General features: G+C 50.8%; 16 protein-coding genes. 7 read left to right on the forward strand and 9 right to left on the reverse strand.

The genetic code is table 11. From position 1 onward, the window contains the following. Positions 1 to 60 precede the first annotated feature (60 nt). Positions 61 to 1,368 (reverse strand): metallophosphoesterase, encoded by a 1,308-nt coding sequence (locus NST84_RS12540; RefSeq protein ID WP_342565889.1) that lies wholly within the window; start codon positions 1,366 to 1,368, stop codon positions 61 to 63. Further along, positions 1,361 to 1,513: a hypothetical protein gene (locus tag NST84_RS12545; protein WP_342565890.1), complete on the reverse strand. Its 153-nt coding sequence runs from the start codon at positions 1,511 to 1,513 to the stop codon at positions 1,361 to 1,363. The genes NST84_RS12540 and NST84_RS12545 overlap by 8 nt, the downstream gene beginning before the upstream one ends. Positions 1,514 to 1,760: 247 nt before the next feature. On the opposite strand from NST84_RS12545, the gene NST84_RS12550 reads away from it, so the two are divergent. Then, positions 1,761 to 2,360 (forward strand): nitroreductase family protein, encoded by a 600-nt coding sequence (locus tag NST84_RS12550; protein WP_342565891.1) that lies wholly within the window; start codon positions 1,761 to 1,763, stop codon positions 2,358 to 2,360. Between the two features lie 66 nt (positions 2,361 to 2,426). Then, positions 2,427 to 2,621 carry a DUF2188 domain-containing protein gene (locus NST84_RS12555; protein WP_342565892.1) on the forward strand — a complete coding sequence of 65 codons (195 nt, stop codon included), beginning with the start codon at positions 2,427 to 2,429 and terminating at the stop codon, positions 2,619 to 2,621. A gap of 85 nt (positions 2,622 to 2,706) precedes the next feature. Here the strand turns inward: NST84_RS12555 and NST84_RS12560 are convergent, their stop codons facing one another. Continuing rightward, positions 2,707 to 3,885: a peptidylprolyl isomerase gene (locus NST84_RS12560; protein WP_342565893.1), complete on the reverse strand. Its 1,179-nt coding sequence runs from the start codon at positions 3,883 to 3,885 to the stop codon at positions 2,707 to 2,709. 241 nt (positions 3,886 to 4,126) lie between these two features. Next, positions 4,127 to 4,462, reverse strand: coding sequence for a LytTR family transcriptional regulator DNA-binding domain-containing protein (locus NST84_RS12565; protein WP_054940276.1), 336 nt, complete (start codon positions 4,460 to 4,462; stop codon positions 4,127 to 4,129). Between the two features lie 224 nt (positions 4,463 to 4,686). Between NST84_RS12565 and NST84_RS12570 the strand changes: the two genes are divergently transcribed. Further along, positions 4,687 to 5,793, forward strand: a complete 1,107-nt coding sequence (locus NST84_RS12570; RefSeq protein WP_342565894.1) for a lactonase family protein — start codon at positions 4,687 to 4,689, stop codon at positions 5,791 to 5,793. 77 nt (positions 5,794 to 5,870) lie between these two features. On the opposite strand, the gene hfq is transcribed toward NST84_RS12570, so the two are convergent. After that, the gene (hfq, locus tag NST84_RS12575) at positions 5,871 to 6,092 is read right to left on the reverse strand and encodes an RNA chaperone Hfq (RefSeq protein WP_039872699.1); all 222 of its coding nucleotides are present in this window, start codon (positions 6,090 to 6,092) and stop codon (positions 5,871 to 5,873) included. 112 nt (positions 6,093 to 6,204) lie between these two features. Between hfq and NST84_RS12580 the strand changes: the two genes are divergently transcribed. Next, positions 6,205 to 6,849: a phosphatase PAP2 family protein gene (locus tag NST84_RS12580; RefSeq protein ID WP_342565895.1), complete on the forward strand. Its 645-nt coding sequence runs from the start codon at positions 6,205 to 6,207 to the stop codon at positions 6,847 to 6,849. A 68-nt stretch (positions 6,850 to 6,917) separates the two neighbouring features. On the opposite strand, the gene NST84_RS12585 is transcribed toward NST84_RS12580, so the two are convergent. Continuing rightward, a complete protein-coding gene (locus NST84_RS12585; protein WP_342565896.1) occupies positions 6,918 to 7,415 on the reverse strand; it encodes a hypothetical protein in 498 nt (165 codons plus the stop codon). 248 nt (positions 7,416 to 7,663) lie between these two features. On the opposite strand from NST84_RS12585, the gene NST84_RS12590 reads away from it, so the two are divergent. The 3 genes from NST84_RS12590 to NST84_RS12600 all read left to right on the forward strand — a co-directional run bounded on the left by NST84_RS12590 (position 7,664) and on the right by NST84_RS12600 (position 12,561). After that, a complete protein-coding gene (locus NST84_RS12590) occupies positions 7,664 to 8,695 on the forward strand; it encodes an aromatic acid exporter family protein (RefSeq protein ID WP_342566414.1) in 1,032 nt (343 codons plus the stop codon). A gap of 39 nt (positions 8,696 to 8,734) precedes the next feature. Continuing rightward, the gene (helD, locus tag NST84_RS12595; protein ID WP_342565897.1) at positions 8,735 to 11,137 is read left to right on the forward strand and encodes an RNA polymerase recycling motor HelD; all 2,403 of its coding nucleotides are present in this window, start codon (positions 8,735 to 8,737) and stop codon (positions 11,135 to 11,137) included. 155 nt (positions 11,138 to 11,292) lie between these two features. After that, complete coding sequence (locus tag NST84_RS12600; protein WP_342565898.1) at positions 11,293 to 12,561, forward strand: MFS transporter; 1,269 nt, start codon at positions 11,293 to 11,295, stop codon at positions 12,559 to 12,561. 29 nt (positions 12,562 to 12,590) lie between these two features. On the opposite strand, the gene NST84_RS12605 is transcribed toward NST84_RS12600, so the two are convergent. The 3 genes from NST84_RS12605 to fsa form a co-directional block, all read right to left on the reverse strand. Next, positions 12,591 to 13,790 (reverse strand): MFS transporter, encoded by a 1,200-nt coding sequence (locus NST84_RS12605; RefSeq protein ID WP_342565899.1) that lies wholly within the window; start codon positions 13,788 to 13,790, stop codon positions 12,591 to 12,593. A 12-nt stretch (positions 13,791 to 13,802) separates the two neighbouring features. Further along, positions 13,803 to 14,243: a MarR family transcriptional regulator gene (locus NST84_RS12610; RefSeq protein WP_342565900.1), complete on the reverse strand. Its 441-nt coding sequence runs from the start codon at positions 14,241 to 14,243 to the stop codon at positions 13,803 to 13,805. A gap of 126 nt (positions 14,244 to 14,369) precedes the next feature. Beyond that, positions 14,370 to 15,023, reverse strand: coding sequence for a fructose-6-phosphate aldolase (gene fsa / locus NST84_RS12615; protein WP_342565901.1), 654 nt, complete (start codon positions 15,021 to 15,023; stop codon positions 14,370 to 14,372). Between the last annotated feature and the right edge of the window lie 32 nt (positions 15,024 to 15,055).

The raw sequence follows: 15,055 nt of genomic DNA on the forward strand, positions 1-15,055 counted from the left end.
AACTATGAAAGCCGGAGTTCCCTGAATGGGGGCTCCGGCTTTTTGCTGCAGCAAAGCTGCCTACTGGGTGGTAAGGGTCACTTCAAGCGCTATATTGCTCTGTTCCTTGGGCCTTAGCATGCTGCTGATGTATCCGGACATAAAGCCTTCCTTCTGGCTTAGCCATAGCTGATAACCGGGCATCGCCTTAATAGCTTCAGCGTCATGGCCGGCTGTACCGGCAAAATATTTAACATTCAGCGCCGACATCATTTGGGCCATGGATTGCTTGTCGGCTTCACTGAAGCTGCTGTCCTGCAGATTCTTCATCGCTTTGTTGTAAGAGCTTTCGGCGAACGACTGCTCGGCATATTCTTTAAAGCTTAGCAGGTTGGGGTCCGTAATTCCATTGTCAGCGGCCCATTGCCCGACATTAACGGAAGCTGTATTATAGGTGACTTTGCGGGACTGCGGATCATAGGTCATTGCGCCATACTGGTGCGGGTTGACGGCAAGAGCGCTGGTGGCAATATCATAAACCGGAAGAGCATCTGCATCGGCCGCCGCCTGGCCCGCAGCAGGATCACGGCGGATATCCTGCATATGGATATGTCCGGATAAGACCAGATTAAGGCTCTCCCGGCGCAATGCGGCCAGTGTCTCCTGGCTGTTATTCAGCTTGAAGCCGGATACAGACATGGAAGTGTGGCTCAGCAGGTTATGGTGCATCACTGTGATAATGGAGGCATTCTGCTTGGCAGCAAGCTCTACACAATCATTCATCCAGGATAAGGTTGCCGGCAGAATCCGCCCGTCCGTCTGCGGGAATCCGTACTTCTCGTTATTAATATACTGGCTGCTGTCGATCATCAGCAGCCACAAGCCCGGTGCGGCATTGGCAACATAGCTCAGGCTGTTCGTATCTCTTGAAATAGCTTCATCGTACCCGTAATCGGCATACAGCTCCGTGAAATCCTGGCTGGTGATGTGGTCTGTAACAATCTGCTTATCATCCTTAAAGGATCTGGCCCAGGGATTAAACAGATCGTGATTGCCGGGAATCACGTAGACAGAGGTGCCGTGAGCTTCAATCCGCTTCAGCTTGGCGGCAAGCTCTTTGTGGCTGCTTGCTTCGCCGTTGTTCGTCAGATCTCCGCTCAGGATCAGGAATTTCGGCTGTTTCAGCTCGGTATCATGCACAAGCGCCTCCATAAGCTCATCGCTGTACGGCAGCATTTTGCCGTCTCCGCTGCTTACATAGCTCTGGAACGCCGTGCCGCCGTCCTGAAGCGCCTTGTCAAGGTAATGGGTATCTGTGGCCACCCAGAAGGATACCGGTAAGGCATCGTTGAGAGAGGCGTCTGCATTAACAGCTGCTGCTTCAGGCATAGCTGTTGACAATTTTGTGTCTTTGCAGCCGCTCAGGAAAGAAACGGCGGCCAGCAGTAGGGTTAAAGCGAATAAAGGTGATTTTTTGAACAGAAAGCTGTGTTTTGGAGCGGAAAACAACATATTTAGGACCTTCCTTCAGCAATTTGGCGGAACTATTGTAGCTTATTTACGGCTGTTTTGTATATCGGAAGGAGGCAGGTGTTTCGAATCCGGCCCAGGTGAGTATAGAAAATAGTGGAAAGCGAATAAAGGAGCGGATTACAGCGACAATAAGGTTGGTACAAACAATGGCAGCAGGAAAAAAATCTGATATGGGTGTTGTTTTATCGGAATAGAAGTGTTAAGATATACAAAAGTTAGTTACTAAAATAAGTGGAGGTAGTTATCTTATGTCTAAGAGTTTTCTGGAAGCAGTAGAAGCAAGACGGTCTGTATATGCAATCAGCAAGGAATCCCCGATTTCCGATGAGCAAATCAAGGAAATTGTTGAAGCGGCCGTATTACATAGCCCGACTTCATTTAACTCCCAAAGCTCCAGAGCGGTAGTTCTGCTGGGGGAACAGCATGATAAACTATGGGATATCACTGCTGATACACTCCGCAAAATTGTACCGACAGAGCAATTCGAAGGCACGGCTCAGAAGCTGGCTTCGTTCAAAGCAGGCTATGGCTCTGTACTGTTCTTCGAAGATCAGGCAGTTGTGAAGAATCTGCAGGAGAATTTTGCCCTGTATGCAGACAATTTCCCAATCTGGTCGAACCAGTCCTCGGGTATTCTGCAGTTCGTAGTATGGACAGCTTTCTCTGAAGCCGGTCTGGGCGCTTCGCTTCAGCACTATAACCCGCTGATCGATGAAGAAGTGAAAGCAACCTTCGGCATTCCGGCGGAATGGAAGCTGATTGCCCAGCTGCCGTTCGGCAAAACTGTTACAGCACCGGGACCTAAAGAATTCCAGCCGATCGAAGACCGCGTAAAAGTAATTAAATAAGCAGCTGTTTGAAACCTCCTTAATCAGGATAAGTACTACTATAACCTGATTAAGGAGGTTTTTGTTATGCCTTGGAACAAGGATGATTATCCGGATTCGTTGAAGAATTTTATGGCGCCGGTGCGCAACAAGGCGATCGAAATCGCCAATGCGCTGCTGGAGGAAGGATATGAGGAAGGACGGGCAATCGCAATTGCCACGTCACAGGCCAAAGAGTGGGGCGAGAATCACGACAAGCAAATCCGCAAGAAAAACACTTAGCACAGGCTGCACGCGGCCGGGAGTGACAGCATAAAAAGGACCAGCAGGTTAAGTTAACCCTCTGGTCCTTTTTTGATAATCAAGCTTATTCAGCAGCAGGTGCTTCTGTAGCTTCCGGTTCAGCAGAGGCTGCCGGGGTAGCAGAAGCTTCAGGCTCATCTGTAAGTGTGTTGGTAATCGTAGCGTTTGTAGTCAGATCCTGCAGCCAGGTGGAGGACATCTCGGACACCTTCTGGGAAATCAGGGTCTTTTTGATTTCTTCTTTCTTTTCTTCCAGCGTGTATTCATGAGCTTCTTTGCGGTCAGTTACCTTAATAACATGATAGCCGTAATCTGACTTTACAGCACCGCTGGTTTCACCAACTTTAAGGGCAAAGGCTGCATCAGAGAACTCTGTAACCATGTCTCCCTTTTTGAAGAAACCAAGATCCCCGCCTTTATCTTTAGAACCGGTATCAGAGGATTTTTCTTTGGCCAGCGTAGCGAAATCAGCGCCTTCTTTGAGCTGCTTAACGATCGCATCAGCTTCTTCCTTAGTGGCAACAAGGATATGGGAAGCTTGTACTTCTTCTTCCTGGTTAAAGGTGGCTTTATTCTCATTGAAATAAGTCGAAACATCTTCATCGGTCACGGTAACCTTAGGCTCAAGCAGCTTGCGGATCTCAACCTGCAGCGGCATTTGCGCTTTCAGATCATCAAGGGTCATTGAGCTCTGGGCCAATGCGGCATTCAGTGCATCTTCGCCGCCGAACTGAGTCTTCAGATCTTCAATTTCAGCGTTGATGTCTTCATCAGTGACCGTAATGTTGGCTTTCTTGGCTTCCTGGTCAACAAGTGTTGTTGTAATCAGATTCTGCAGGGTAGTTTCGCCGCCTGCTTCAACCAGCTTATCGTACAGCTGTGCTTTGGTAATATCGGAACCGTTAACGGTAGCGACCGCAGTGCTGCTGTCATCCTTCTGGAATGGCGGTTTGATCAATACTATAATCAGTGCTGCCGCAAGGACGATCGAAGCGATCATCCAGCCTTTGCCGCCCTTAGGGGAGGAAGGTGGTGTAGAGCCGCCGCCAACCTTGTTCATGACAGGGACAGCTTCAGGCGAAGCGTTTGCTGCAGCTATATTAGCTGGATTAACGTTTTCTGGCGCAGCAGAAAACGTTTCTGCTTCTACTGATGCTTCACTGGTGTTTGCAGAAGCAGCAGTTTCTTCCGGTGTTGCGTTGTTGTTCAATTGCTCGTTTCCTTCAAATTCTTTTTTGTCCATTATAATTAATGACTCCCTTCGATATAGGTGATGCCTGTCTTTCTACAACTTTACCAGAAATCCCGGTTCCAAACCTTAAGAAAGTATAAAAAAGCATAAAAGCTTTTTAATAATTCATTAAGATAAAGGAAAAAGCCGGGAGCGCAGGGGTTCCCGTGCACTTCCGGCTTATTGGCAGAAGTCATAAGAATGCATAAGGACAACCTGATTCTGCATTCTTATACTCTTAAACATTGGACGCTCAAGAAGTAAGCCCTTTCAGCAGATGGCGTATGCTTTCCTGTTTCCGTCTGGGAACACGGACATTTTTGGCGTAGAGCCCCTTTTCTCCGAAATAGATGCAGTCGTCCTCAATCGCGCTGATCTTGTTCAGATTCACGTAGCAGCTTCCATATACATGATAATAACTGGAGTTCGACAACAAACGGTTCAATTGCTCGGCAGTCATTCTCTTTTTAATATTATAGTTTCTGCCGTGAAAAATGACCAAATCATGGTCCCCGACCTTAAAGAACAGAATGTCTGTTTCCACCTCGAAGTCCTCATATACATTTCTGGCTTCCAGCAGGCTGCTCATTCGTGTTCCCCCTTTATACAATTTTAACGACGCGTGTTAGCGCTTTCATTATAGCACAATCTTTTTTCTTTGAGAAGTCTTATTTTTGAAATGTTTTTTGTCATTTTTTCCGTTGCATTTGTCATAGACGCTGAAAAATTGTAAATTATAAAGATGGCTGTTGTTTGAACGAGAGCCAGGTTGCATATAAAATACAGGATGGACTAATGGAGGAGGAAACCGAGATGAAAGAAAATACCAAATTACTGCTGTTTACCGGCTCCTACGCGAGTGCAGAGGATAACGGAGTGCAGGTGTATGAGTTTGACGGGGAGGCCGGAGGTACGCTGAAGCTGGTAGACAGTGTGCAGGGCATCGCCAATCCTACCTTTGTTAATGTGGATACTGCGAAGCACCGGCTGTATGCGATTGGTGAAAAGCTTAACAGTGAAGGGGTAAAAGAGGGCGAGGTCGTAACCTTTGCCATTGATCCGCAGACAGGCAGCCTGACTGAGCTTAGCCGGATTGGCACAATGCCGGCTTCCGCAGCCGGACAGACGACCACCTGTCATATAAATAGGGATGCAGCCAGCGAAGTTATCGTAGTTTGCAGCTATCATGGCGGCCTTGTGGGCCTGCTGAGCACAGATGCTGACGGAACGCCTGTGCGCCTGACAGATACTGCTGTACATACCGGCAAGGGAACGGTACCCGGCCAGGAGAAGCCGCATCCGCATTCAGCTGTTTTCAGCCCGGACGAGCGTTTCCTGTTTGTCTCCGATCTCGGCTTGGACCTGATCCGTACTTACCTCGTCAACCGCGAGGCCGGTACGCTTGAAGTACAGGGTGAAATTAAGGTGGAGGCCGGGGCAGGACCACGTCATTTTGTTTTCCATCCGGACGGCAAGTCTGCTTATGTTATTAACGAGCTGAACAGCACCGTTACCTCTTTCCTGTATAACAGTGAATCAGGAACCTTGAAGACAGCAGTTACTGTGCCGACGCTGCCTGCTGACTATTCCTATACGGACAACGGCTGTGCGGAAATCGCCTTCTCCAAGGACGGACGTTTCCTGTACGGTTCCAACCGCGGCCATGACAGCATTGTGGTCTATACGGTAAACGCCGAAACAGCGGAGCTTACCGTTGTTGAGCATGTGTCTACACGGGGAGGCCATCCGCGCCACTTCACGGTGACACCAGACGGCCAATATCTGATTGTAGCGAACCGCGACGGCAATAACCTGGTTGTATTCGCTCTTGATACAGCGACTGGACGGCTGACCTTCACAGGTAATGAAGCCGAGACATCCAAGCCTGTCTGCGTGAAGCCTGCGGTATTCCCTGCCTGAGACCATAGACCTGAACGACACTGATTGACTTAAAAAAAGGAACACCGGGAAGGCTGGCTCCGGTGTTCCTTTTGACCTTATTTAAGCGAAACGGGCTTGAGTGGTACTACTGTAGAGACCGCAGATTTGAACAATACATTCTGTTTTCCGTCGCCCTGGCCTGTCAGGGTGATTGTATAAGCGTCGTAAGAGGTGACGAGTCCCTGCATTTTTACTCCGTTTGTAGTAAAAATGGTTACCGGCACCTTTGTTGAAATGCACTGGTTCAACAAACGTTCCTGCAGCTTTAGACTTTCCACTTTGGCAGCACTCCATCTTTGTATGAATTGTCTTTACGGGTTTCATTATATCACGGCAAGACGGTTCTCAGGCAACGACTTCACAGAATACTTATCAGACAAGGGGTTAGTCATGCTTCAATATCGCCGATGGTCCAGAGGATTCCGGTTCTCTTTATGGTTTGCTTCAGGTTTTGCTGTTATTGCCCTGCTGGTGGCACTTAACAAGACCGCTTATTTTGACAATTCTATTATCCATGCCGTACAATCAGCGGAGTCACCAGGGCTGACCTCTCTGGCCAAAAGCCTGTCACTGGTCGGCTCCTCCAGTCTCGCCGTCATCATTTCACTAGTGACGATGGCGCTGCTCTTCTTTGTGTTGAGGCACAGGATGGAGCTGCTTCTGTTTCTGTGGGTAGGCCTTGGCTCTCAGCTGCTGAACACGCTGCTCAAGCTGTGGTTTCACCGCGAGCGCCCAACGATTCACCGTCTGATTGAACAGGCGGGCTACAGCTTCCCCAGCGGTCACTCCATGGCTGCCTTTTCCTTATACGGGGCTGTGGCTTACCTGCTATGGCGCCATATGCGGCGGCGGAGAGAGCGGATCCTCCTGATCCTGTTCACTGTCTTTATGACGATCGGCATCGGCTGGAGCCGGATTTATCTGGGGGTCCATTATCCCAGCGATGTGATTGGAGGGTATACGGCAAGCGGTGCCTGGCTGATGTTGTCCATTGCCTGCTTTGAAGCGTACCGGAACACGCGGAGACGGAAATGAATAAAGATCTGTTAATATAAAATGCGGACACCATCAGCCTATATAGGCTGTGGTGTCCGCACCTGGCTTTACTGGGCCGGCGTAACCGGTTTCTGTGGAGCCTTATCTGCGTGCGCATTTGCGGCAGAAGAGATGCTGAGCTTCAGCAGTGCAGGAAGTCCGGCCTTCAGCTTCTTGACTTCAGCCTTGGTCAGCTGGCCTTCCTTGAGGGACTCGTCCAGCTTGAGGCTGGCGGCTTCGCTCAGCTTCTGGATATACTGGTCCTCGCTCCAGCCCTTCTTTTCCTTGGCCAGACTGTAAAGGGTCTGCCCGCTCTTCAGGCGGTCCATCAGCTCTCTGCGGTCCATATCGAGGAGCTTTGCGGTTTCACCCAGGATGAAATGTCCGCCTCCCTTGAAGCCTTTGCTGTGATGGGGATGTGACGGCTGTTCTTTGGCGGAGCTGATATTGTCCGCTGCCGGAGCAGGCGTAGCGCCGGAACCCGTCTCGGCATAAGCAGCGGCCGGAGCCAGGCAGAGCATGACGGCTGCCGTAAATGCTGCAATTTTTCTGATCTTGTTGCTCATGCGTTCACCTCTTGGGATGGAATGGTACTGCCGTACACAGTATTACCGGGAAGCTGAAAGAAACATGAAGCCGGGCTTAAGCGCTGCTAAAATTCGCCGGCCTGGTTCATGGGTAATTACATTTGTACCCTAATAGAGATTGACGGAAGCTATACAGGATATACATATGAAATGTGAATAAACTTTAGATGAATGCTCCTCCGGCAAGATTTTGGGGGAGTTTAATGAAGTTTTTAGGAGGGATGGATTTGGCTTTTGGCGCCCGCATATTAAAAACAGGAATGGCAGTTACACTGGCACTTTATTTATCCGTACTCTTGCAGTTTTCTTCTCCTGTCGGTGCGGCCATCGCGGCAATTTTTGCCATGCAGCCGTCCATTTACCGCTCATGGCGGTATTTCCTGGACCAGATCCAGACGAGTACCATGGGAGCGGTAATTGCGCTGCTGGGCGGAATGCTCCTGTCCAATGAGCCGATTGCGGTCGGGCTCGTATGTATTCTGGTTATTATGATCAGTATGAAAATGAACCGCGCCGATACGATCGGCCTGACCCTGGTAACGGTAATCTCTGTGATGGAGGCGTCCGGGCAATGGGAGTTTGCGCTGACCCGCTTTTTGCTTACTTTAACGGGTATTGTTTCAGCATTCCTGATAAATATCAGTGTATTTCCGCCAAAGCCGCGTAAGCAGTATATTCAGCAGATTGAGAGTGTGTTCACCAGCCTGTCGCTGCTGCTGCGGACTGCAGTCTCGCATGAGATGAAGGAAAGCGTGTTCCGGGATGAAAAAAATGCGCTCGAAGGCTCAATCAAGGCGCTTGCCGATAAATACGGATTGTTCGAGGAGGAACAGAAACAGCTGCGCAGGGCAAAATACAGCCAGACCCGGCAAATGGTGGTGTACAAAAATCTGCTGCACACCCTGCAAAAGGGCTTTGCGGTTCTTGAAGCCATTGACCGCCACTATTTCCAGGCAGAGCGTACCGAACGGACGGATGAGCTGTTTGACCGTCACCTGGAGCAGCTGATTAAGTATCATGAGTACATTTTGCTCAAGTTTGAAGACAAATTGAAACCTGGAGCCAATGACTCGGAGCTGCTTGCCGAGGACAATGACCGTTTTCTCGAGGCAGCCATCCAAGGCTATGATCCGGAAAAATCTGGACAGCTGCGCTTGTCAGTGGTGGCAGCCGCGATTTATGATTATGGTTACCAGCTTGACCGGCTTGACCGGCTGGCCGATCAGATTAACCGTGTGAACAGTGACGAGAAGGAATAATCTGCAACAGAACTCAATTATATAAACTCAGACAAATGAATGGTTACAAAGAGACTTAAACGTCAACCTTTCAAAGGGGGATTTCTTGCAGTGGAGAAACATGATCAAGAATGGAAAGAAGAACAGGGGCGGGTAAGCGGGATTACCAGACTGCTTAGCGCCCGTATCCGGCAGCTCTCCGAGGAGCTGGGCCTGCACCGTACCGATGTTGTCGATATGCGTAAAGATTTCTGGGAAGAGGTTACAGTTAACTTCAGCAGCCCGGACGACCTGGGCGAGACCTCGACCAGTCTGCGGCAGCAGGCGCAAATTCTGAATGAACGTGAGCGTCACCATCTGCAGTCCAGCAAGGCGCTCAAAAAATATAGAAAACTGGTCAATTCACCTTACTTTGGCCGGATTGATTTCGCTGAGCAGCCGGACGCTGAAGGGGAGCAGATCTATCTCGGCATCGGCTCTTTAATGGAGGACGACGGCACCTTCCTGATCTATGACTGGCGTGCGCCTATTTCCAGCCTCTACTACGACGGGGCACCCGGACCGGCTGCCTATGAGACGCCGGGAGGTCTGGTGAGCGGAACAATGGAGCTTAAGCGCCAGTTCGTGATCGACAGCGGCCAGATTGAAGTGATGTTTGATACAGGAATGACCATTGGCGACGAGCTGCTGCAGCAGGTGCTGAGCCACAGCGCGGATGACCGGATGAAGAGCATTGTAGCCACGATTCAAAAGGAACAGAATGCGGTTATCCGTAACGACCGGAGCCGGATGCTGGTCGTCCAGGGGGCTGCTGGCAGCGGCAAAACCTCGGCGGCTCTCCAGCGCGTAGCCTATCTGCTGTATAAATACCGGCAAGTGCTGCAGGCTGACCAGATGCTGCTGTTCTCGCCGAATCCGCTGTTTAACAGCTACGTGTCTACTGTACTTCCTGAGCTGGGTGAGGAAAATATGCAGCAGACCACGTTCCAGATGTATCTGGAGCACAGGCTGGGCCAGGAGTTTCAGCTTGAGGACGTATTCAGCCAGACCGAGAGCCTGCTGGGCGATCCCGATCATCCGTCAGCGGCAGTCCGCCGGGAAGGAATCGGCTATAAATCCTCCGTAGCTTTTCTGGATGCGATCCGGCGGTATGTCAATCTGCTGGAACATGAGGGCATGCTGTTCAAACCGCTGATGTTCCAGGGAAAAGCGATCGTCAGCAAGGATGAGATGGAGCGTCAGTTCTATTCTTATGACCCCGCTATCAAGCTTGCGAACCGGATTGATCTGATGACCGGCTGGCTGCTCAAGCAGATTGCCGCTTTCAGCGTAGAGGAACGCAATGCGGCATGGGTAGAGGAGCAGATGGAGCTGCTTGACACCAGCGATTACCAGCGGGCGTATCAGATGACCCGGCGTAAGGGAGGCGGGCATAACGAAAGCTTTGATGATTTTGATACCGAAAAAAGCATGCTGGCCCGCTACATCGTCAGCCAGAAGCTGAAGCCGCTGCGCGGCTGGACCAAACGCGGCCGGTTCGTAGATGTCAAAGGGCTGTACAGCAGGCTCTTCGCAGACCGTGAGCTGATGGACCGGATGAATGCCGGGGCAGAAATGCCGGAAAGCTGGGACGAGATCTGCAGGCTGACGCTGGAAACCATTTCTGCCGGGGAACTGGCCTACGAGGATGCAACACCTTTCCTGTATCTGAAAGAGCTGAGCCAGGGCTTCAGGACCAATACACTGATCCGTCACGTCATTGTAGATGAAGTACAGGATTACTCCCCGTTCCAGCTGGAGTTTATGCGCCGGCTGTTCCCGCGGGCCAAAATGACAGTGCTCGGTGATCTTAATCAGGCGATTTATGCCCAGGGTGAGGTGCTGGGCGATCTGTCCAGCCTGGTTAGCATATACGGCGAGGAAAACACAGAGGTGATCTCCCTGACAAGGAGTTACCGCTCGACGTATGAGATTGTGGAATTTACCCGGGCCATGATTCCCGGGGGAGAAAGAATTGTTCCCTTCAACCGCCGGGGTGAGGCTCCTTCGCTAACTGTTGTGGAAAGTGAGCCCGAGTTGTTGTCTGCAGTGAAAGAGGACGTGCTGAAGCTGCATGCCGCAGGCTATCACTATGTTGCTGTGATCTGCAAGACAGCAGAAGAGAGCGCTGAGGTGCATGCCAAGCTGCAAAGCAGCCTGCCGGTCAGACTGGTTACCAAGGAAACCCCGAACTTCCAGAAAGGGACACTCGTGCTTCCCGCCTATCTGGCTAAAGGGGTGGAGTTCGATGCGGTTATCATTTATGACGGCTCCCAGGAAAAGTACGGCCGTGAAAATGAGCGCAAGCTGTTTTATACCGCCTGTACCCGGGCCATGCACCTGCTGCATATTTACAGTCTGGGCCTGCCCAGCACCTTTCTGCCTGCCGCAGCGAGGGAATCAATAGAAGCAAATCCCCTATAAGCTTGTTGAATATTGTACCTGTATAAATAAGAGGAATGGCGCAAGACTCTCCCTTTTTCCGGGAATGGTCCTGCGCCATTTTTTTTTCTGAATATAGATGAACGGAAGCAAGCACACTAACAGGGATTGTCAACGAAAGCAAAGGTGGTCACTCCATGAAGGATAAAAAATGGGATCTTATGGCGTTAGCCTCCATCCCGCTTATTATGACCCTCGGCAACTCTATGCTCATTCCGGTGCTGCCGCAAATTTCCCGGGAACTGCAGATCAGTTCTTTCCAGGTCAGTTTGCTGATTACGCTTTATGGTCTGATGGCGATCCTGATGATTCCGGTTGCGGGCTATCTTTCTGATCGTTACGGCCGCAAAAAAATTATTATGCCGAGCCTGATTATTGCTGCTGCAGGCGGAGCTGTCTGTATTGCCGCTGCCTGGTTCACGGAGGGCATTACGGCTTACTGGATTATACTGGGCGGACGTGTACTGCAGGGGATCGGTGCGGCAGGTGCTTTTCCCATTGTACTGCCATTTGTAGGCGATTTGTTCAAGGATGAAAAGCAGGTTAGCAAAGGCCTCGGCCTGATCGAAACCTCGAATACCTTTGGCAAGGTGCTCAGTCCGATTCTTGGTGCTTATCTGGGGCTGCTGCTGTGGTACGCTCCGTTTATTTCAATTCCTGTTTTGTGTCTTCTTTCTTTCTTGCTGGTATGGTTTCTTGTTAAAGAGCCTGAACGGAAGGGTGAAAAGCAGAGTCTTAAAGATTTTTTGTCCGGCATTATTGCAATTTTGCGGGAACACGGCCGCTGGCTGTATGCTATTTTTGCAATCGGCGGCATTTGTATGTTCGTGATTTTTGGAGTGCTTTTTTACTTATCCGAAACGCTTGAGGGCAAATATAATATTCACGGAGTCATAAAAGGTCTGGTACTGGCCATTCCGCTGGCCCTCTTATGTCTGGCTTCATACGGAAGCGGTAAAATAATCGGTCAAAATAAGCCGCGGATGAAGTGGATCGGCTGCGGCGGGATGTTCCTGGTGGCTGCGGCTATGGTTATTACAGCCTTTGGTTCCGGAATCTACTGGCTGGTAGGACTGCTTAGTGCAGGGGGGATTGGTATCGGTATAGCACTGCCCAGTATGGATGCTCTGATCACGGAAGGAATTGAACAGAAAAGCCGCGGGACAATTACCTCCCTGTACAGCAGTATGCGGTTCATCGGTGTAGCCCTGGGTCCGCCGGTTGTTTCGCTGCTGATGCCTAGGGGACAATGGCTGCTGTTCGGCACAATGGCCGGAGTAAGCGTTGTGGGGGGACTGCTGACGCTGCTGGCTGTAACCCCCGGTCAGAAGAGCGCAGGCAGCAACGGGAAGAGAAGGGATAAGCCGCTGAAGCTTCCAGCCGGCTACCGGCAGCGTGCCCGGTAACAGCTGGTAAAACTGCAGCCGGCTGCCGGTTAATCTGTAACGGGGCTGTTTGCTGAACGGCTGCGCCGCTTCATAAAGAGAATCAGGCTGTAAATCACCAGCAGCAGCAGCGGTGCCAGTGCGGAGTAACGGTACATCACGGCATAGGAGTTGTATAAAGCAACAGAGCCAAGAATCATTGTACCGATAGCAACTCCTAAATCCAGGGAGTTCAGGAACATCCCGTTGGCCGTCCCGCGCTGGCGGGGATCGACGGATTGGATCATCCAGGTCTGCAGAGCAGGCTGCATGGAACCGAAGCCGATGCCGTAACAGAGTGCTGCCGGAAACAGCGCAGCGGTTGAAGAAGCGAAGGAGAGCAGCAGCAGTCCGCCGATAATGAACAGGCTGCCTGGGATCAGCAGGGCTGCCGGGCCGAAGCGGTCATATATTTTGCCGGAAACCGGCCGGATAATGACAATAGCCACCGCATTGAACAGGAAAAAGTAAGCGATATGATCCAGGTGGGCTTCCTGTCCATACAGGGCAAGAAAACCAAGCAGTCCGCCGTAGGAAATGGACAGCAGCAGATTTAGCAGGCCGGGGATCAGCAACTTACGGAACACATTAGCTTTAGGCCCGGGTGTAGCAGCCGCTGCCGGCTCTTTGTGATGAGACGGCAGGCTTCGGGTCAACCGGTAGCCCAGCGGCAGAATAAGTGCAACGGCAAGGCCTGTGCACAGCAGCAGAGTGCTGAATCCGGGGCCCTGCAGCAGGCTGAGTCCAATCAGCGGACCGGCTGACATAGCCAGACTAGTCGAAAGGCCAAAGTAACCCAGCCCTTCACCCATCCGGCGGATCGGAATGACATCAGAGGCCATTGTCGGAAAAGCGGTGCTGGCCATGCCGAAGCCGATACCAAACAGCATGCGCATCAGCAGCAGGACAGTAATAGTGCCGGACCAGTAATAACCGGTTACAGCAGCAAGACAGATAGCGACGCCAAGGAAAATCAGCAGATTGCGGCCGCCTTTCTCCATCGTTTTGCCGGCAAATAGCCGGGAAGCGATAGCGCTTAACGCAAACAGGCTGGTAACCAGGCTGATCTGCACCGAAGTAGCTGAAAGGCTGTCTTTGGCGTAGACAGGTAGAGTCGATAAGGTCATCTGCAATCCGATAAACAATAGCAGATTACAGATGGTAAGGGTGATAAACGATTTGGTCCATAAACGTTCTATTGAATTATTCAATATGTTCTGCTCCTATTCTTGTGGTGTATTCGCTGTGTTGTGATAGATATGCTCCAGCATGACGCGGAGCTGTTCAAGCTGTTCTTCAGTAAGGCCGGTTACGGCTGAGCTAAGGACCTGCCGTTCAAGGGCCACGGTATCTTCAATCAGCTGCTTACCCTCATCAGTAGGATAAAGCAGGAAGGCACGGCGGTCATTCTGGTTCAGCGATTTCGTAATAAAGCCCTTCTTGAGCAGCAGCTCAACAATTCTTGCTGTAGTGGGCTGGTCTTTGGCCGCTGCCGCCGCGACCTCCTTCTGGTTAATGCCGCTGCGGTCGACAATCATAAGCAGGACAGACCACTGTTCAGGGGTAATATCGTAAGGCTTCAACGCACGGGCGAAGGCTGTGGAAATTCTCCGGTAGGTGGAGCCAAGCAAAAATCCGAGGAATTGCTGGGGGGAACCGGACATAGAAATCGTCCTTTCATAATTAGTTGTTATGACAATTATAATCATGACAACTAATGCTGTCAATCAAAAGTGCAGCAAAAAGCACCCCTGCCAAGGTAGAGGTGCTTTATACATATAAAATATTTGTTATTTAGCTTCCTTCGGTACGGTCTCCCAGTCCTTCAGGAAACGCTCGATCCCGTTATCGGTCAGCGGGTGCTTCCACAGGGAAGGGAGCAGGGAACCGGGAATGGTTGCAATATGCGCACCGGCAATTGCTGCCTCTTCGACGTGGGCAATGTTGCGGATGCTGGCTGCAATAATTTCGGAGGACAGCCCGTAGTTGGTCAGAATGGTCTTCAGATCCTTGATCAGCTTCATTCCGTCCACTCCGATATCATCCAGGCGGCCGACAAACGGACTGATATAAGTAGCGCCTGCTTTAGCAGCCATCAGGCCTTGGGCGGCGGAGAAAATAAGGGTTACATTAGTCTTGATCCCGCGCTTGGTCAGCTCGTAGCAGGCAGCCAGACCGTCTTCGGTCATTGGGAGCTTGATGACTACGTTCGGGGCCCATTCTGCAATTTCAAGAGCTTCGCTTAGCATTTCGTCGGTAGTCAGGCCGATAACCTCGGCGCTAACTGGACCGGGTACAATCTCAACAATTTCTCTGATTACATCTTTGAACAGTCTGCCTTCTTTGGCGATCAGCGACGGGTTCGTCGTCACGCCATCCACTAATCCGAGCCGGGTAATCCGTTTGATCTCTTCAATATTTCCGGTATCCAAGAAAAATTTCATTGAAGCTATTCCTCCTTGATATCTAATGGATT

Origin of the sequence: Paenibacillus sp. FSL R7-0345, from assembly GCF_038595055.1 — a bacterium.
In the GTDB taxonomy this organism is placed as follows: domain Bacteria; phylum Bacillota; class Bacilli; order Paenibacillales; family Paenibacillaceae; genus Paenibacillus_AQ.

Excerpts from the sequence above, each read along its gene's own strand:
- NST84_RS12540 (WP_342565889.1), bottom strand. The coding sequence starts at position 1,368 with ATGCCTGAAGCAGCAGCTGTTAATGCAGACGCCTCTCTCAACGATGCC.
- NST84_RS12550 (WP_342565891.1), top strand. The coding sequence starts at position 1,761 with ATGTCTAAGAGTTTTCTGGAAGCAGTAGAAGCAAGACGGTCTGTATAT.
- NST84_RS12555 (WP_342565892.1), top strand. The coding sequence starts at position 2,427 with ATGCCTTGGAACAAGGATGATTATCCGGATTCGTTGAAGAATTTTATG.
- NST84_RS12560 (WP_342565893.1), bottom strand. The coding sequence starts at position 3,885 with ATGGACAAAAAAGAATTTGAAGGAAACGAGCAATTGAACAACAACGCA.
- NST84_RS12565 (WP_054940276.1), bottom strand. The coding sequence starts at position 4,462 with ATGAGCAGCCTGCTGGAAGCCAGAAATGTATATGAGGACTTCGAGGTG.
- NST84_RS12570 (WP_342565894.1), top strand. The coding sequence starts at position 4,687 with ATGAAAGAAAATACCAAATTACTGCTGTTTACCGGCTCCTACGCGAGT.
- NST84_RS12580 (WP_342565895.1), top strand. The coding sequence starts at position 6,205 with ATGCTTCAATATCGCCGATGGTCCAGAGGATTCCGGTTCTCTTTATGG.
- NST84_RS12585 (WP_342565896.1), bottom strand. The coding sequence starts at position 7,415 with ATGAGCAACAAGATCAGAAAAATTGCAGCATTTACGGCAGCCGTCATG.
- helD (WP_342565897.1), top strand. The coding sequence starts at position 8,735 with ATGGTTACAAAGAGACTTAAACGTCAACCTTTCAAAGGGGGATTTCTT.
- NST84_RS12600 (WP_342565898.1), top strand. The coding sequence starts at position 11,293 with ATGAAGGATAAAAAATGGGATCTTATGGCGTTAGCCTCCATCCCGCTT.
- NST84_RS12610 (WP_342565900.1), bottom strand. The coding sequence starts at position 14,243 with ATGTCCGGTTCCCCCCAGCAATTCCTCGGATTTTTGCTTGGCTCCACC.
- fsa (WP_342565901.1), bottom strand. The coding sequence starts at position 15,023 with ATGAAATTTTTCTTGGATACCGGAAATATTGAAGAGATCAAACGGATT.